Origin of the sequence: Streptomyces sp. NPDC002054 (assembly GCF_040296685.1) — a bacterium.
Lineage (GTDB): Bacteria > Actinomycetota > Actinomycetes > Streptomycetales > Streptomycetaceae > Streptomyces.
Window position 1 is genome coordinate 74,283 of record NZ_JBEOXT010000018.1, and the last position, 16,097, is coordinate 90,379.

15 protein-coding genes are annotated in these 16,097 nt (G+C 73.5%); 5 read left to right on the forward strand and 10 right to left on the reverse strand.

All coding sequences use genetic code 11. The annotated features are described in order from the left end of the window. Window positions 1-269: 269 nt before the first annotated feature. Window positions 270-1,355: an amidohydrolase family protein gene (locus ABT123_RS18820; RefSeq protein ID WP_351315522.1), complete on the reverse strand. Its 1,086-nt coding sequence runs from the start codon at window positions 1,353-1,355 to the stop codon at window positions 270-272. Between the two features lie 64 nt (window positions 1,356-1,419). Here ABT123_RS18820 and ABT123_RS18825 point away from each other — a divergent pair, with 64 nt between their 5' ends. Further along, complete coding sequence (locus tag ABT123_RS18825; protein ID WP_351315525.1) at window positions 1,420-2,529, forward strand: aminotransferase class V-fold PLP-dependent enzyme; 1,110 nt, start codon at window positions 1,420-1,422, stop codon at window positions 2,527-2,529. 635 nt (window positions 2,530-3,164) lie between these two features. Here ABT123_RS18825 and ABT123_RS18830 read toward each other — a convergent pair. From ABT123_RS18830 to ABT123_RS18865, 8 genes are all read right to left on the reverse strand, one after another. Further along, window positions 3,165-4,250, reverse strand: coding sequence for an aminotransferase class V-fold PLP-dependent enzyme (locus ABT123_RS18830; protein ID WP_502970985.1), 1,086 nt, complete (start codon window positions 4,248-4,250; stop codon window positions 3,165-3,167). A 33-nt stretch (window positions 4,251-4,283) separates the two neighbouring features. Then, window positions 4,284-4,991 carry a DsbA family oxidoreductase gene (locus ABT123_RS18835; protein WP_351315530.1) on the reverse strand — a complete coding sequence of 236 codons (708 nt, stop codon included), beginning with the start codon at window positions 4,989-4,991 and terminating at the stop codon, window positions 4,284-4,286. Window positions 4,992-5,050: 59 nt separating this feature from the next. Then, window positions 5,051-5,536 carry a GNAT family N-acetyltransferase gene (locus tag ABT123_RS18840; protein ID WP_351315533.1) on the reverse strand — a complete coding sequence of 162 codons (486 nt, stop codon included), beginning with the start codon at window positions 5,534-5,536 and terminating at the stop codon, window positions 5,051-5,053. A 98-nt stretch (window positions 5,537-5,634) separates the two neighbouring features. Next, complete coding sequence (locus ABT123_RS18845) at window positions 5,635-7,080, reverse strand: peptidoglycan D,D-transpeptidase FtsI family protein (protein ID WP_351315536.1); 1,446 nt, start codon at window positions 7,078-7,080, stop codon at window positions 5,635-5,637. 62 nt (window positions 7,081-7,142) lie between these two features. Continuing rightward, the gene (locus tag ABT123_RS18850; RefSeq protein ID WP_351315771.1) at window positions 7,143-7,808 is read right to left on the reverse strand and encodes a response regulator; all 666 of its coding nucleotides are present in this window, start codon (window positions 7,806-7,808) and stop codon (window positions 7,143-7,145) included. Window positions 7,809-7,849: 41 nt separating this feature from the next. After that, window positions 7,850-9,163 carry a sensor histidine kinase gene (locus ABT123_RS18855; protein ID WP_351315539.1) on the reverse strand — a complete coding sequence of 438 codons (1,314 nt, stop codon included), beginning with the start codon at window positions 9,161-9,163 and terminating at the stop codon, window positions 7,850-7,852. Continuing rightward, window positions 9,160-10,146, reverse strand: coding sequence for a hypothetical protein (locus tag ABT123_RS18860; protein ID WP_351315542.1), 987 nt, complete (start codon window positions 10,144-10,146; stop codon window positions 9,160-9,162). Before ABT123_RS18860 ends, ABT123_RS18855 begins: the two co-directional genes overlap by 4 nt. A 91-nt stretch (window positions 10,147-10,237) precedes the next feature. Further along, window positions 10,238-11,020, reverse strand: a complete 783-nt coding sequence (locus ABT123_RS18865; protein WP_351315545.1) for an IclR family transcriptional regulator — start codon at window positions 11,018-11,020, stop codon at window positions 10,238-10,240. Window positions 11,021-11,176: 156 nt separating this feature from the next. Between ABT123_RS18865 and ABT123_RS18870 the strand changes: the two genes are divergently transcribed. The 4 genes from ABT123_RS18870 (at window position 11,177) to ABT123_RS18885 (ending at window position 14,576) form a co-directional block, all read left to right on the forward strand. Further along, window positions 11,177-12,718 carry an aldehyde dehydrogenase (NADP(+)) gene (locus ABT123_RS18870; protein ID WP_351315547.1) on the forward strand — a complete coding sequence of 514 codons (1,542 nt, stop codon included), beginning with the start codon at window positions 11,177-11,179 and terminating at the stop codon, window positions 12,716-12,718. Window positions 12,719-12,778: 60 nt separating this feature from the next. After that, window positions 12,779-13,006, forward strand: coding sequence for a hypothetical protein (locus ABT123_RS18875; protein WP_351315550.1), 228 nt, complete (start codon window positions 12,779-12,781; stop codon window positions 13,004-13,006). A 52-nt stretch (window positions 13,007-13,058) separates the two neighbouring features. Next, window positions 13,059-14,276, forward strand: a complete 1,218-nt coding sequence (locus ABT123_RS18880) for a TerD family protein (protein WP_351315553.1) — start codon at window positions 13,059-13,061, stop codon at window positions 14,274-14,276. Between the two features lie 114 nt (window positions 14,277-14,390). After that, complete coding sequence (locus tag ABT123_RS18885; protein WP_351315556.1) at window positions 14,391-14,576, forward strand: hypothetical protein; 186 nt, start codon at window positions 14,391-14,393, stop codon at window positions 14,574-14,576. A gap of 57 nt (window positions 14,577-14,633) precedes the next feature. Here ABT123_RS18885 and ABT123_RS18890 read toward each other — a convergent pair whose 3' ends face one another. After that, on the reverse strand, window positions 14,634-16,073 hold the full coding sequence (locus ABT123_RS18890; RefSeq protein ID WP_351315559.1) for an alkaline phosphatase PhoX: 1,440 nt from the start codon (window positions 16,071-16,073) through the stop codon (window positions 14,634-14,636). Window positions 16,074-16,097: the final 24 nt, after the last annotated feature.

The following is a 16,097-nucleotide window of genomic DNA, read 5'->3' on the forward strand; positions in this document are numbered from 1 at the left end:
GTGGAACCCCCAAGGAGTTTTGGAGCCGTCGCGGCGCCAATGGGGGACATTGCGCGCGCCGACGGCCTCGACCCCGGAATCTTTACGCACTGAGAGTGAACAGGCAGCCACCTGGCGTCAGTTCACCCCAAAGGGTGGTTTCCACGCACATATTCGATTCTTCAAACCCCACCTGGAACGCAGGTTCCCTCCCGCCCCACTCCTGCCCCACGGGAGGCGCCGAATGCGGGAGGTTCAACGACCGCCCGCACCTCGGCGTCACGGTCGCGTCAAGCGCGCACCTGCCCGTTGAGCACCACCCGCAGCGGGTCCGCCAGCACCCCAACGTCGGCCCGCGGGTCCGCCCCGTACACCACCAGGTCGGCCGGCGCCCCTTCCGCCAGCCCGGGCCGGCCCAGCCACTCCCGGGCCCCCCAGGTCGTCGCCGACAGGGCGTCCCGCACCGGGATCCCGGCCTTCACCAGCTCCGCCACCTCGGCCGCGACCAGGCCGTGCGGCAGTGAGCCGCCCGCGTCCGTGCCCACGTACACCGGCACGCCCGCGTCGTACGCCGACCGCACCGTGTCGTAACGCCGTTCGTGCAGGCGCCGCATGTGTGCGGACCAGCGGGGGAACTTGGCCTCGCCGCCGTCCGCGAGGTGCGGGAACGTCGCGATGTTGACCAGGGTCGGCACGATCGCCACCCCGCGCTCGGCGAACAGCGGAATGGTGTCCTCGGTCAGCCCGGTGGCGTGCTCGATGCAGTCGATGCCCGCCTCCACCAGATCGCGCAGCGAGTCCTCGGCGAAGCAGTGCGCGGTGACCCGGGCACCGAGCCGGTGCGCCTCCGCGATCGCCGCCTCGACCTCGGGCCGCGGCCAGCAGGCGGTGAGGTCCCCGGCCTCCCGGTCGATCCAGTCCCCCACCAGCTTCACCCAGCCGTCGCCGCGCCGCGCTTCACGCCCGACGTAGGCGACCAGGTCCGTGGGCTCGATCTCATGGGCGTAGTTGCGGATGTAGCGGCGGGTACGGGCGATGTGCCGCCCGGCCCGGATGATCTTCGGCAGGTCCTCGCGGTCGTCGATCCAGCGGGTGTCGGAGGGCGAACCGGCGTCCCGGATCAGCAGGGTGCCGGCCTCCCGGTCGGTCAGCGCCTGCTTCTCGCTGGTCGCGTCGTCGACCGGGCCGTGGCGGTCGAGCCCGACGTGGCAGTGGGCGTCCACCAGTCCGGGCAGTACCCAGCCCGACACGGTGGTGGTCTCCCGGGCGGTGCGCGGACGCTCGTAGGTGATCCGGCCGCCGACGACCCAGAGCTCCTCGCGGACCTCCTCGGGCCCGACCAGCACGCGCCCCTTCACATGCAGCACTTCGCTCATACGGGCACTGTACGCACGTCCTGGGTACGCTCTGCGGGCACCTCCGAACGAAGAGAGCACCACCGTGAACCACCCCGTGAACCACCCCGCGGCCCACCCGCTGCTGGACCTGCCCCCGCTGACCGCGGAGCGTTTCGCCTCGATCGAGCAGGGGGTCGCGGACCTCCTGGGGACCCGCCAGGACGTGGTGATCACGCAGGGCGAGGCGCTGCTGCCGCTGGAGGGGTGCATCCGGTCCGGAGCGCGTCCTGGCTCCACCGCGCTGAACGTGGTGACCGGCCCGTACGGGACCACGTTCGGGAACTGGCTGCGGGACTGCGGGGCGACGGTGGTCGACCTGGCGGTGCCGTTCGACACGGCGGTGACCGCCGATCAGGTCGCCGCCGCCCTGGCCGCGCACCCGGAGATCGACTTCGTCTCCCTGGTGCACGCGGAGGCGGCGACGGGCAACACCAACCCGGTGGCGGCGATCGGCGAGGTGGTCCGTGCGCACGGGGCGCTGTTCATGCTGGACGCGGTGGCCTCGGTGGGTGCGGAGCCGCTGCTGCCGGACGAGTGGGGCGTGGACCTGTGCGTGATCGGCGCGCAGAAGGCGATGGGCGGCCCGGCGGGCGTCTCGGCGGTCTCGGTCTCGGACCTGGCCTGGGCCCGCTTCGCGGCCAACCCGGCCGCTCCGCGCCGCTCGTACCTGTCCCTGCTGGACTGGAAGGAGCGCTGGATCGACGGCGGGCGCAAGGCGCTGCTGCACGCGCCGGCGCAGCTGGAGATGCTGGCGCTGGAGGCCTGTCTCGGGCGGATCGCGGAGGAGGGCCTGCCGGCCCTGCTGGCCCGGCACGCGGCTGCGGCGGCGGCGACCCGGGCGGGCGCGGCGGCGCTGGGCCTGACCCCGTACGTGGGCCGCGCGACGGAGGCGGCCCCGGTCGCCACCACCCTCCGGGTGCTGGACGCCTCTCTGGTCGTCGCCAAGGCGCTGGCGGCGGATCCGTCGGCACCGCTGGCGGCGGCCGGTGGCGCGCTGGCCCACGAAATGGTCCGAGTCAACCACTACGGCCCGGCAGCCGACCTGGCATCAATCACCTCAGCCCTGACCTCCCTGGCCACCGCCCTGTCGACTCCCCCGACTCGGGCCCTGACCGCCGCCACGGCAGCCTGGTCCGCCACCCTGGCCCGCTGACCGCCGGGGCGGGGGCGGGGCCCAGCCCCAACGGGGGCTGGGGCGGAGCCCGCGAGGGGTCCGGGGCGCAGCCCCGCGAGGGGTCCGGGGCGCAGCCCCGCGAGGGGTCCGGGGCGCAGCCCCGCGAGGGAGGCTGGGTGCAGCCCCGGTGCCGGGCGAAGCCCGGGCACCCGGGCGGGCGGGGCCAGCCCCAGCGGGGTCCGGGCGGAGCCCCGAAAGGCGGTGCGGTGCGCAGCACCGTAAGGGGTCCGGGGTGGAGCCCCAAGAAGCAGTGCCGGGCGCAGCCCGGGCACCCGGGCGGGCTGGGCCAGCCCCAACAGGGTCCGGGGGCGCAGCCCCAGTGCCGGGCCGAAGCCCGGGCACTCGGGGGCGGACGGGGACAGCCCCAGCGGGGTCCGGGGGCGCAGCCCCCCAAGGGGCCTGGGGCGCAGCCCCAATGGGGTCTGGGGCGGAGCCCCGAAGGGCGGTGCGGTGCGCAGCGCCGCAAGGGGTCCGGGGCCGAGCCCCAAGAAGCGGTGCCGGGCGCAGCCCGGGCACCGGAGGGGCCGGGGCGCAGCCCCGACGGGGTCCGGGGCGGAGCTCCGGGTTCGGGGAGGGGCGGGGTGGGGGAATGGCCCCGCGCAGCGGTGGCGGGGTCAGGGGGCGAGCGCGTTCAGGAGGCGGTCCACGTCCGCCTTCGTGTTGTACAGGTGGAACGACGCCCGCAACGCCCCCGCCCGCGCAGCCGCCAATACTCCGGCGCGAGCCAGCTCCGGCTGCCGCCCCGCAAGCCCCGGCACCGCGACGATCGGGGACTCCCCCGGCACCGGGACCATGCCCAGCTCCGCCAGCCCCGCCCGGTAGCGGGCGGCCAGCCCGAGGTTGTGGGCGTGCACCGCCTCGATCCCGATCCGTTCCAGCAGCGCCAGCGAAGCCTCGGCCGCGTAGTAGGCCAGGAAGGTCGGGGATTCGTCGAACCGCCGCGCGTCGGGCGCGAGTTCCTGCATCGGGCCGTACGTCGCATCCCAGGGCGACCGCGCCGCCACCCAGCCCGCGTGCAGCGGGACCAGGGTGTCCTGCGCGGCCTCGGAGACCGTCAGCCAGGAGGCCCCGCGCACGCCGAGCAGCCACTTGTAGCCGGCCGTGACCGTGTACTCGTACGGGGTCGCGTCGAACGGCAGCCAGCCCACCGTCTGGGTGGTGTCCACCAGCATCGGCGTGCCGTGGGCGGCGGTGGCCGCGCGGATCGCCGCCAGGTCGGCCACCCGCCCGTCCGCGGACTGGACCGCGCTGACGGCGACCAGCGCGGTGTCCTTGCGGACCGCCTCCGCAAGCGCCTCCAGGGGTACGAACCGGGGCTTGAGGTCCCCACGGACCACGAACGGGTTGATCACCGACGCGAAGTCCCCCTCGGCGAGGAGGACTTCGGCTCCGGCGGGCAGAGTGGCGGCGATCAGGCCGACATGGGTGGAGACGGCGGAGCCGACCGCCACCCGGTCCAAACCAACACCAACCAGGCGGGCGAAGCGCTCGCGCGCTCCGGCCACCCGGTCGAAGTCCCCGAAGCCGGCCGCCGTTCCGGCCGCAGCCGCCTCGGCCAGTTCCTGCATCGCGGCCACGGCACTGCGCGGCAGGACCCCGCAGCTGGCCGTGTTGAGGTAGGTCGTCGAAGGCGCGAACTCCGGGTCCGCGAGTGGAAGATCCATGGCTCCACTGTGCGCCGGGAGCCACCCCGCGTCCATTGCGTTGATCGGCGCGGCTTCGCCGGGGTTTCCTTATGCCTGCGGTGCCGCGCAGGAGCCGTCGGGCTCGCAGGCCTCCGCCGCCGGGTCGGTGCCGACCGGCTCGTACCCCTCCCACGCCTGCTCCAGCGCGCGGGTGAACACCTCGGCGGGCTGCCCGCCGGAGATCCCGTACCGCCGGTCCAGGACGAAGAACGGTACGGCGTTCGCGCCGAGTTCCGCGGCCTCGCGCTCGTCGGCGCGCACGGCGTCGGCGTATGCGGTCTCGTCGGCGAGTACGGCCCGGACCTCCGCCTCGTCCAGGCCGGCCTCGACGGCGAGCCCGGCGAGCACCTCAGGGTCGAAGACCGACCGGTCCGCGGCGAAGTTCGTCCGGAAGGCCAGGTCGAGCAGGGCGTTCTGGCGGCCCCGGGCGGCTGCCAGGTGCAACAGCCGGTGGATGTCGAAGGTGTTGCCGTGGTCCCGGCCGTCGGTGCGGTAGTCGAGCCCCTCGGCCCGGGCGGTGGCGGCGACGTGCTCCTCCATCCCGCGGGCCTCGTCGAGGGTGCGGCCGTACTTCTTGGCGAGCATCTCGACGACCGGCGCGGCGGTTCCCCGGGGGCCGTTCGGGTCGAGCTCGAAGGACCGGAAGACCACCTCGACCCGGTCCCGGTGCGCGAACGCGGCCAGTCCCTTCTCGAACCGGGCCTTGCCGATGTAGCACCACGGGCAGGCGATGTCGCTCCAGATCTCGACGCGCATGATCCTTCTTCTCTCCGGGTCTGTGGGGGTCACGGTCTGGAACACCGGCCCGGAGCGTCTCATTCCCCGGACGGGCCGGGCAGGGTCAGCCACAGCGTGCGGTGGGAGCCGGAGGGCGGGGCGGCGGGGTCCGGGCGCCAGCCCAGAGCGGTGTAGAAGGCCTGGGCGCGCAGGTTGTGCTCGTAGACCTCCAGGCGGACCCGGCGGACTTCGGCGCGGTGCCAGGCGGTGAGGCAGGCCGCGTGCAGGGCGGCGCCGATGCCGCGCCGCCAGTGGCCGGGGTCGACATGGAGCTGGGTGAGGGTCATCTGGCCGTCCACCGCGCGGAAGGCGGCCACGCCGGCGAGCTCGCCGTCCTGCTCCGCGCAGAGCACCACGCCGTCGCCGCGGGCCACGGCCCGGGACCAGCCTTCGCGGGTCCGGGTCAGCTCCGCGACGCCTGCGTAGGCCTCTTCCGGTATGTGGCCCTGGTAGTAGGTGGCGCGGGCGCGGCTGTGCAGGGCGGCGATCGCGTCGAGGTCGGCGGGCAGCGCGGTTCTGATCATGGGGACAACAACGCGCCGGGAACCGTGGCGGTTCCCGGCGCGCGGCCCCGGCGGCGTGGTGGCCCGGGGGCAGGGGGCCCGGCGGCGCGGTGGCCGGGTCAGCCCTGCAGCCAGGCCTGCATCATCTTCTGGGCGACGGGGGCGGCCAGCCGGCCGCCGCCGATCTCCGACCGGTCGGTGTCTGAGTTCTCGATCATCACCGCGACCGCGATCTGCTTGCCGCCCAGCTTCCCGTACGAGGTGAACCAGGCCAGCGGCGGAATGCTGTTGTTCACTCCGCGCTGCGCGGTACCGGTCTTGCCGCCGACTTCGGCGCCGGCGACCTTGGCCGGCTTGCCGCCGCCCTCGGCGACCACGGTCCGCATGACGTCCTGGATCTTCGAGGCGGTCTCCGGACTGACGACCTGCCGGGACTTGGGCTCGTCGAAGGATTCGAGGACGCTGCCGCTCGAGTCGGTCACCTGGGAGACGATGTGCGGGTCGACCAGCTTGCCGCCGTTCTCGATGGCGGCCGTGACCATGGCCATCTGGAGCGGGGTGGCCTGGACGTCGAACTGGCCGATGCCGGTCTGCGCGACCTGGTCCTTGGACATCTTCTTCGACGGGTACTTGCCCGGGTCGGCGCGGAACGGGATGCGCTGCTCCTGGTTGAAGCCGAACTTCTCCGACATGGCCCGCATCTTGTCCTGGCCGAGCCGGGAGGACAGCTCCGCGAAGACGTTGTTGCAGGACAGCCGCAGGGCGGTGCGCACCGAAACGTTGTTGCAGGCCGCCGAGCCCGCCTCGCTCTTCAGCAGGGTCCTGGTGCCCGGGATGGTGTACGGGTCCGGGATGCCGGTCGGTGTGTCCAGCGAGCCGACCAGGCCGTTCTCCAGGGCCGCCGCAAGGGTGACCAGCTTGAAGGTCGAGCCGGGGGCCATCGGGTTGCGGGCGGCCAGGTTCTCCAGCGCCTTGCCCTGGTCGGCGGAGAGCTCCTTCCAGGCCTCTCCGTCGAGGGCGCCGGTGATGCGGTTCGGGTCGTAGGACGGGTTGACCACCATGCCGAGGATCGCGCCGGTGGCGGGGTCGATCGCGACGGCCGCGCCCTTCTTCCCCTTCAGGGCCTCGTAGCCGGCCTTCTGTACCTCGGCATCGACGGTGGTCAGCACGTTGCCCGGGTCGGCGCGCTTGTTGGTGAACACGTCCATGGGGGTCTTGAGCCGGTTGTCGGAGCCGTTCAGGACGTCCGCGTAGACGTACTCCAGCTGCGTCTTGCCGAAGACCTGTGAGCTGTAGCCGGTGACGGGCGCGTAGAGCTCGCCGTTCGTGTACGTCCGCTTGTAGCCGTAGGTGTTGCCGCCCGTCTGCTGGGAGCCGGTGATCGCCTCCCCGCCCACGATGATGTTGCCCAGCGGGTTCGCGTAGGCCGCGATCGTGTTCCGCTGGTTGTGTTCGTCTTCTGCGAGGGCCTGGCCTTGGTATGCCTGCACCCAGGTGACCCGTACCAGCAGGGCCAGAACCAGCAGCAGACAGAAGACCGACGCACGCCTGATCGTCTTGTTCATCCCCCTGGAGGACGCACCGGCGGCAGCAGGCGTTCCGCTCTGCCCCGATTGTGGCGGAGTTCTCAGGGTTTCTTCATGAGGAATCCCCCCTCGTACGCGGCGATGACCGCCTGGGTGCGGTCCCGCGAGCCGGTCTTGGACAGCACGCCGGCCACGTGGGACTTGACGGTCTGCGGGCCGACCCCGAGCCGTTCGCTCATCTCGTGGTTGGACAGTCCGGTCGCCATCAGCCGCAGGACGTCAGCCTCCCGGTCGGTGAGCCGGTCCACCCAGGGCGCGGCGGCGGGGGGCGCCGCCGCGGCGTGCCGGTCGGCCAGGGCGCGGACGGCGGCGGGGAAGAGCAGGCAGTCGCCGCGGGCGACCAGCCGGACGGCGCCGACGAGCTCTTCCGGGTCGGCCCGCTTGAGAAGGAACCCGGAGGCGCCGGCGCGGAGCGCCCCGTAGACGTAGGAGTCGTTCTCGAAGGTGGTGACGACCACGATCCGGGGCGGCTCGGGCATGGTGGCGAGGATCTGCTCGGTGGCCCGGATGCCGTCGATGCCGGGCATCCGGACGTCCATCAGCACCACGTCGGGGGCGAGGGCGCGGACCTGGGAGACGGCTTCGGCTCCGTCGACGGCCTCGCCGACGACCGTCAGGTCCTCCTCCGCATCGAGGATGACCCGCAGGGCGGTACGGACCATGCGCTCGTCGTCGGCCAGGACGATGCGCAGCGGCGGCCGGCTCATGGCGGGCTGGCTCATGGCGGGCCCGCTCATCGGGATCCCGCTCATCGGGAACCGCCTGTGGGGTCCGCGGCGCGGGGCCGGCCCGCGGCTGGTTCGGCGCCGAGCGGGAGGACGGCCCGCAGCCGCCAGTGTCCGTCGCGGGGGCCCGCTTCCACGCTGCCGCCGAGCAGCGCGGCCCGCTCGGCGGTGCCGCGCAGGCCCCGGCCGCCGGTGGTGCGATCGGCCCGGATTCCGGCCGGGGCCGGTGGGTTGGTCATGCTGATCTCCAGTTCATGGGTGTGCTGCCCGCCGGGTGCGGCCTGCACGGCGATGCTCAGCTCCACCGGACCGCCGCCGTGTTTCATCGCGTTGCTCAGGCCTTCCTGGACGATCCGGTACGCCTCCCGGGAGACGATCGCCGGCAGCCGCTCCCAGCTGCCGGCCGGGCCCGGACCCTGGCGTTCGGCGACCGGGGTGCCGGCGGCCCGGGTACGGGCCAGCAGGCCCTCCAGGTCGGTGTGCAGGCAGGGGGCGGGCGCCGCGTCGGGCCGGGCCGCATCCCCGTCCCGCAGCAGGCCCAGTACGGCGTCCAGCTCGCCCACCGTGCGCCGGGTGGTGTCCTCGATGGCGGCCAGCGCCTCCCGGACGAACTCCGGGTCGGTGTCCAGCACCCGCCGGGCGGCCACCGCCTGCAGGGTGACCGCGCTGAGGGCGTGCCCCACCGCGTCGTGCAGTTCGCGGGCCAGCCGGTTGCGGACGGCCAGTTCCGCGGCCCGCTCCTCGGCGGCGGCCAGCCGGTCGGCGGCGGTGGGCCCGAGCAGGACCGGCGCCAGCCGGGCCAGCAGCGCCCCGGCCCCCGCCGCACAGAGGATCAGGGCGGCCAACAGCAGAAGGCCGAGGAAGGGCGCGGCCCAGACCGAGGCGCCGGTGGAGAACCAGCCCAGCCCGAGCTCGGCCCGCTGCAGCCGGGGCACGAGCGGCAGGACCAGCAGCACCACCCCCATCGGCGGCACGGCCAGGGTCATCCCGCTGACCACGGCCCCGACCCCCAGGTGCAGGGTCCACCACGCCGAGGCCCGCCCGCGCGCGGCCCAGGACCCGGCCGGCCCCTCGGCCAGCCGCTCCCCCGGCACTCCGCACATGGCCCGGACCACGGCCACCGACATCGGCCGGACCAGCGGGAACAGTGCCGTGACGGCGGCGATCGGGAGGGCTCCGGCATAGATCAGGAGCAGTGCACCGAGGGAGGTGAAGGTGTTTCTGCCGAGCATGCCGGCCACCACCGTGGCCAGCAGGTAGTACGGCATGAGCAGGGCGCCGCCGAGTATCAGGTGGACCCAGCGGAGCCCGACCGACGCCGCGAGCAGTCGTCTCATCCGGCGCGGCTCCCGCCGCGCCGGCTGGTGAGGAACCGGGTCAGGACGGTTCCGACGAGCAGTCCGGTGATCATTTGGCCAGCGTAGGCGAGCTGCATCACGGTGGTGGCCTGCTTGCCGGGATCGGCCTCCGGGCCGAGGACGGCGATGCCGAGCCACAGCCCCCAGGCCGCCGCGGCCGAACCTGCCACCCAGGCCAGGGCCAGCGGACCGCGGACGGCCCGCTGGCCGCCGAAGGCGAGCAGCAGCCCGCCGGCCGCACCGGCCAGGGCGCACCCCGAGTGGACCACGGCCATCACGGCCGAATCGGAGGACCAGGTGGCCGCCAGCTCGGCGCTCAGCCCGGAGGTGCCCCCGCACGTCCAGTAGAGCTCCACGGCCGCGAAGGCCACCGCCACGGCCGCCCCGGCCACCGCCACCGCCCGTATCGCGGCGGACATCGGCGCCCCGAGGTTCCCCTGCCACAGGTGACCCCAGCGCTCTCTGGCGTACGGCACGAACAGTCCGGCGAGCGCCAGGGCCTGGACGGAGAAGCCGACGTAGACGACGTTGAACACCCAGGCGTCGAGGAAGGGCTCGCTCGTCCCGCCCCGCGCCGGATCCGTTCCGCCACCGAGTGCCCGCAGGAGCGTCACCGCGGGGAAGCCGCCGACGATCGGGGTGAGCAGGCCGGTCGCCGTGAACACGGGAACGGCCATCAGCCAGGCCGGTATGCGTCGCCCCCACGGCCGGGTGAGCGCGAGGACGATCACCACCAGGACCGCGTCCATCAGCAGGGTCGCGGCATTGGCGACGGTGAAGAACAGGCCCGGTTCGCGCAGCACGCTGCCCTCGGGGATCCCGATCCGGCTCCCTGCCAGCCAGGCCGTCTTGAGGGTCAGATAGGGCACGGTCGCTGCGATCGCGACAAAGCGCAGCGACCGGCGGGCGGGGCCCAGCGGAGCGGGGGCCGTCGGCGTCTGGTGCATGAATCCCGTGGTCATGCCTCAACGATCGGGCCCGCCGCGCCCCGCCACCTCCCCCGCAATGGGGAACCCGCTCCCCCGCCCGGGGGAGGAATCCCGGGCTCCGGCGTCACATCCGCCGGGTCACCAGGGTCAGCCGGTCCCGCGCGTCGAACAGTGCGGCCTTGATGGCCTGCTCGTGCCCCGGGGTCAGCCGGGCCACCGGCACCGAGCAGCTGACCGCGTCGCGGGCCGGCGTGCGGTACGGGATCGCCATGCCGAAGCAGCGCAGCCCGAGGGTGTTCTCCTCGCGGTCCACCGCGTACCCCTGTTCCCGTACCAGGGCCAGCTCCTCGATCAGCTGCTCCCGGTCCGTGATGGTGTGCGGGGTCACCGCCTCCAGCCGCTCGGGCAGCAGCAGCCGCACCTCGTCGTCGGTGTGGGTGGCCAGCAGCGCCTTGCCGAGCGCGGTGGAGTGGACCGGCAGCCGGCGCCCCACCCGGGTGAAGGGCCGCAGGTAGTGCTGGGACTGGCGGGTCGCCAGGTAGACCACGCTGGTGTCGTCGAGCCGGGCCAGGTGGATGGTCTCGGTGGTCTCGTCCGAGAGCCGGTCCAGGGTGGGCCGGGCCGCCGCCACGACCTCGTCCCCGTCGATGTACGAGCTCCCGACCAGCAGGGCCCGTACGCCGATGCCGTAGCGCGTGCCGCTCGTGTCGGTCTCCACCCAGCCGAGGTCCACCAGGGTGCGCAGCAGCATGTACAGGCTGGACTTGGGCAGTCCGAGGTCGTTCTGGATGTCGGCCAGGCTGTGCAGTCCGGGCCGGGCCGCGAAGTGTTCCAGCAACAGGACCGTGCGCACCGCCGACTTGACCGGTGCCGTGGCCGGCGCGCCCGCCGTCTCCGCTGTGGTCATCGACTGCCTTTCCCCTCTGTCGCCCTTTGGCACCTCTTGATGCCGAGGGGTGCCCTTGCTCACCCGGTGGACGCGGAAATAGAGTCCGCAGCAGGTTCGATCATTCATCCACCAGAACGGCGTTCAGAATACTGAACGATCCAGGAGGCAGTGGGCATGGCAGCAACACCAGTCTGGAGTGTGGACCCCCGCACCGGGAAGCAGCGCGAGCAGGTTGCGGCCGAGGCCACACCCCAGGACCTGGACGAAGCCGTACGCGCGGCCCACGCCACCCGCGCCGCGCTCGCCGACCGCACCGCGCGGATCGCCTTCCTCCGCGCCGCCGCGGACCTGCTCGACGGATCCGCCGAGGCTGTCGTCCGCACGGCCGACGCCGAGACCGCCCTCGGGACCGCCCGCCTCACCGGTGAGCTGGCCCGTACCACCTACCAGTTGCGCGCCTTCGCCGATGCCGTCGAGGAGGGCTCCTACCTCGACATCCGGATCGACCACCCCGCCCCGGAGCTCACCCCGCCGCGGCCCGGCCTGCGCCGCTACAAGGTGCCGCTCGGCGTGGTCGCCGTGTACGCCGCCTCCAACTTCCCGCTGGCCTTCTCGGTGCCCGGCGGGGACACGGCGAGCGCCTTGGCCGCCGGCTGCCCCGTCGTGGTCAAGGCCCACCCCGATCACCCCGCCACCTCCGAGCTGTGCGGATCGCTGCTGCGCCGGGCGGCCGTTGCCGCCGGGCTGCCGGAGGGCGTGGTCGCCGTGGTCCACGGTTTCGAGGCCGGCCTGGACCTGATCCGCCATCCGCTGGTGGCCGCCGCCGGATTCACCGGTTCCATCCGGGGCGGGCGGGCTCTGTTCGACGCAGCCGCGGCCCGGCCGGTGCCCATCCCGTTCCACGGCGAGCTCGGCTCCCTCAACCCGGTCGTGGTGACCCCGTCCGCCGCCGCCGAACGCGCCGAGGAGATCGGCACCGGCCTCGCGGGCTCGGTCACCCTCGGCGTCGGCCAGTTCTGCGTCAAGCCCGGCCTGGTGCTGGTGCCGGCGGGCCCGGACGGCGACCGGCTCGCCGAGGCCCTGGCCAAGGACCTCGCGGGCACCGCCCCCGGGGTGCTGCTCGACCACCGGATGCGGGACGGCTTCGTCTCCGGAGTGGCCGAGCGGGCGGCACTGCCCGAGGTCACCGCCCCCGTCGCCGCCGGCCCGGGCCCCGACGCGGGTGACGGTGCGGGCGATGGGCACACGGTCGCTGCCGGCTTCCTCTCGGTGCCTGCCGGACGGCTCGCCGACCCGGCGTACGGACTGCTCCTGGAGGAGTGCTTCGGCCCGGTGACCGTCCTCGCCCGGTACGCCGACCAGCACGAGGCGGCCACGGTCCTGGACCGGCTCCCCGGGAACCTGAGCGCCACCCTCCAGTTGTCGGCGGCCGAGACCGCGGGCGGACCCGGCCCGGCGACCGAGCTGATCGACCGGGTCACCCGGCTGGCCGGACGGGTGGTGGTGAACGCATGGCCGACCGGCGTGGCGGTGGCGCCCGCCCAGCACCACGGCGGCCCGTACCCGGCCGCGACCTCCCACTCCACCTCGGTCGGCGGCACCGCCATCGAGCGCTGGCTGCGCCCGGTGGCGTACCAGTCGGTGCCGGACCCGCTGCTTCCGCCGGAGCTGCGGGACGCCAACCCGCTCGGGCTGCCCCGCCGGGTCACCCCTTAGGGCCCCCTCCGGCGGTAATTCCGTTGCCTGCCGCGCCCGGCGCGCGGCAGGCTTCGGCCCATGCCGAGACCCCATGGATTCACCTACGAACAGCGCACCGACAAAAGCGTGCTCATCACCCATCAGGGCCGCGCCGCCGGAACGCTGCGCGGCGGGCGGGCGGAGAAGTTCCTGGCCGAGGTCGAGTCCGGGGACGCGCAGCTGGTGATGGCCCGGTGGACCGGCGCGTACAAGTTCGGCAACGAGCGCACCGCGAAGAACCATCCGCGCAACACCGGCCGCCGCTGAATTGCTCCAAAGGGTAAGGGAACGGCAAAGGTACCTCGGTCGTTGAGCGGGCATGACCGCTATGACCCCTGGTTCGAACCTGCCGCTCAACGCCGTCCGCGTGACGGTGGACGTGGCCGCTCCGGTACGGCTCGATGTATCGGGGCTGCTGCTCACCGCGGACGGCAAGGTCCGTTCCGACGCCGACTTCATCTTCTACAACCAGCCGTCCGGGCCCGGTGTCACCTACCGGTCCGGCGGCGGCGCGGCACCGGACTCGATCACCGTGGACACGAGCGCGGTGCCGCCGGGCATCGAGCGGATCGTGGTGACCGCCAGCCCGGACGCCGCCGGGCAGACCTTCCAGGGCATCGAGCCGACGGCGACGGTGCGCAACGCGGACGGCGGAGCGGTGATCTCCACCTTCACCCCGCCGCAGCTGGGCACCGAGACCGCGCTCGTGGTGGTCGAGGTCTACCAGCGGGGCGGGGTCTGGAAGGTCCGCGCCGTCGGCCAGGGGTATGCAAACGGCCTGGCCGGCATCGCCACCGACTTCGGCGTCTCGGTGGAGGAGGAGCCCGCCGCCCCGGCGGCTCCCGCGGCCCCGGTGGCCGCGCCCGCGCCCCCCGTCACCCCGGCTCCGGTCGCCGCGCCCGCGGCCCCCATCCCGCCGGCCCCGCCCGCTCCCCCGGCCGCCCCCACCCTCGGCGCCGGGAAGATCAACCTGGACAAGGGCCGGGTCAACCTCCAGAAGAACCAGACGGTGTCCCTGGTCAAGGGCGGCAAGCCGCTGCTGTCCCAGGTCAAGATGGGCCTCGGCTGGGAGCCCGCGTACCGCGGCCGGGACATCGACCTCGACGCCTCCGTCATTGCGTACGGTCCGCAGCGCAATCACCTGGACAGCTGCTACTTCGGCCGGCTGTCCATCCTGGGCGGGGCGGTCAAGCATTCGGGTGACAACCTCACCGGCGAGGGCGCCGGGGACGACGAGGTCATCGTCGTGGACCTGGGCCGGCTGCCCGCGGAGGCCACCGGCCTGGTGTTCACGGTGAACTCCTTCACCGGCCAGAAGTTCACGGAGGTGGCCAAGGCCTACTGCCGCCTGATGGACGCGGCCACCGGCGAGGAGCTGGTCCGCTTCGACCTCACCACCGCCGAGCCCCAGACCGGCGTGATGATGGCCAAGCTGATCAAGCAGTTTTCCGGCGAATGGGAGATGACGGCCATGGGCGAGTTTGTGAAGTCCCGCACAGTGCGGGGGATGGTGAAGCCCGCAGCCCAGGCTCTCTGAGCAGGTGGGCGGGCCCCTTGACGCTCCCCTGGCGCAGTGGTGGGTCACCCAGGGTGACCCACCACACCCCTTATCCGGAGGTAGCTGTCAGTGCCCGCCCGTAGCCTTGGATGCATGTACGAGACGCCATCGCCCCCGGGTCCCGCCCGCCCGTCCGCCGCTGAGGCGAACGCGGCGATACGGCACCTGGTCGAGACCCGGTCGGAGGGCGAGGAGTGGCCCTCGGCGGCGTACGAGTTCCTCCTCGCCGAGTGGGCCGCCGCCGACCACGCAGAGGTGGCCGGCAGCTCGGCCCGCTGAGCGCCCGCCCAGCCGCTCGGCGCCGCTGTTCAAGGGCGGGCGCCGAGCGGGTCTGCCTCAGTGCTTGCGCCGCCACGGCCCGGTGATCGCCAGCATGATCCCCGGGTCCTGGACGTTGGCAAACAGGGTGCGTCCGTCCGGCGAGAAGCAGACCCCGGTGAACTCGGAGAACTCCGGCTCCTCCGCGGTCCCGATGTTCAGGTCGTTGCGCGCCAGCGGATAGGTGCGCCCCGACTCCGTGGCTCCGAAGAGGTGCTGCAGACCCGCACCGTCCTCGGCGATGATCAGCCCGCCGTACGGGGAGACCGTGATGTTGTCGGGCCCGTCGTAACCGCCGTCAGCGGCCGGGTCGGCGTTCACCCCGAGGAGGACGGTCAGCCGAACGGTGCGCCGCTTCGGGTCGTAGAACCACACCTGGCCGTCGTGTGCGGCACCCGGGCTCTCCTCCCGGGCGTACGAGGAGACGAAGTACGCGCCCCCGTCGGCCCACCACATGCCCTCCAGCTTGCGGGCCCGGGTGACGGCCCCGTCCGCGAACTGCTTGCGCACCGGCACGGTCCGCGCGTCCCGGTCCGGCACCGGAACCCAGTCGACCCCGTAGACCGTGCCGATCCGGGTGGCCCGCGAGAGGTCGTCCACCTGTCGGCCGGAGCTGTCGAAGCACTTGGCTGCGGACAGCACGCCCGCGTCGTCGGCGAGGGTGCGCAGCCGGCCGCGCCCGTGCCGGAAGCCCTGGGGCGGGGTCCAGCGGTAGAGCAGCCCGTTGGGGCCGGAGGCGTCCTCGGTCAGGTAGGCGTCGCCCCGCTTCGGGTCGATCACCACGGCCTCGTGGTCATACCGCCCGAAGGCCTTGATCGGCTTGGGGTCCCGGTTGGCACGGCGGTCGTGGGGGTCGACCTCGAAGCAATAGCCGTGGTCCTTGGTCATGCCGTTCTTGCCGGCCTGGTCCGAGTTCTCCTCGCAGGTCAGCCAGGTGCCCCAGGCGGTGGCGCCACCGGCGCAGTTGGTCGACGTACCGGCGATGCCGACCCATTCGGCCACCTCGCCGCCGCGCCGGACCTCGACGACGGTGCAGCCGCCGGCCGCGGCCGGATCGTAGACCAGGCCCTCGGTGAGCGGCACCGGGTGCTCCCAGTTCGACCGGGCACCCTTCAGCTCGTGGTTGTTGACCAGCAGGGTCACCCCGCGGTGGCCGGCGAAGGCGGCGGTGCCGTCGTGGTTGGAGGGGGTGTACTCGCCGGAGTCCAGCCGGGTGACACCGCTGTGCGTGAGCACCCGGTACGAGAAGCCGGCCGGCAGGGCCAGCAGGCCCGCCGGGTCGGGGAGCAGCGGGCCGTACCCCGGTGCGCAGGGCCGGCCGTGCTCGTCGCGCAGGGTGCTCTCGTCGGCCGCCAGCGCCCCCGGCGCGGTGGCGAGGGCACCGACCGTCCCGGTGAGGGCGACTCCCGCACCGGCGAGGACGGAACGGGCGGCGAAATCTCTACGGCTGAGCGGCATCGGTTCTCCAGGGGTGGGGAGTTG

Coding starts and splice junctions, on each gene's coding strand:
- ABT123_RS18850 (WP_351315771.1), bottom strand. CDS start 7,808: ATGAGCCGGCCGCCGCTGCGCATCGTCCTGGCCGACGACGAGCGCATG.
- ABT123_RS18870 (WP_351315547.1), top strand. CDS start 11,177: ATGGCAGCAACACCAGTCTGGAGTGTGGACCCCCGCACCGGGAAGCAG.
- ABT123_RS18830 (WP_502970985.1), bottom strand. CDS start 4,250: ATGGACGCGGGGTGGCTCCCGGCGCACAGTGGAGCCATGGATCTTCCA.
- ABT123_RS18890 (WP_351315559.1), bottom strand. CDS start 16,073: ATGCCGCTCAGCCGTAGAGATTTCGCCGCCCGTTCCGTCCTCGCCGGT.
- ABT123_RS18820 (WP_351315522.1), bottom strand. CDS start 1,355: ATGAGCGAAGTGCTGCATGTGAAGGGGCGCGTGCTGGTCGGGCCCGAG.
- ABT123_RS18840 (WP_351315533.1), bottom strand. CDS start 5,536: ATGATCAGAACCGCGCTGCCCGCCGACCTCGACGCGATCGCCGCCCTG.
- ABT123_RS18860 (WP_351315542.1), bottom strand. CDS start 10,146: ATGACCACGGGATTCATGCACCAGACGCCGACGGCCCCCGCTCCGCTG.
- ABT123_RS18865 (WP_351315545.1), bottom strand. CDS start 11,020: ATGACCACAGCGGAGACGGCGGGCGCGCCGGCCACGGCACCGGTCAAG.
- ABT123_RS18880 (WP_351315553.1), top strand. CDS start 13,059: ATGACCGCTATGACCCCTGGTTCGAACCTGCCGCTCAACGCCGTCCGC.
- ABT123_RS18875 (WP_351315550.1), top strand. CDS start 12,779: ATGCCGAGACCCCATGGATTCACCTACGAACAGCGCACCGACAAAAGC.
- ABT123_RS18835 (WP_351315530.1), bottom strand. CDS start 4,991: ATGCGCGTCGAGATCTGGAGCGACATCGCCTGCCCGTGGTGCTACATC.
- ABT123_RS18855 (WP_351315539.1), bottom strand. CDS start 9,163: ATGAGACGACTGCTCGCGGCGTCGGTCGGGCTCCGCTGGGTCCACCTG.
- ABT123_RS18885 (WP_351315556.1), top strand. CDS start 14,391: ATGTACGAGACGCCATCGCCCCCGGGTCCCGCCCGCCCGTCCGCCGCT.
- ABT123_RS18845 (WP_351315536.1), bottom strand. CDS start 7,080: ATGAACAAGACGATCAGGCGTGCGTCGGTCTTCTGTCTGCTGCTGGTT.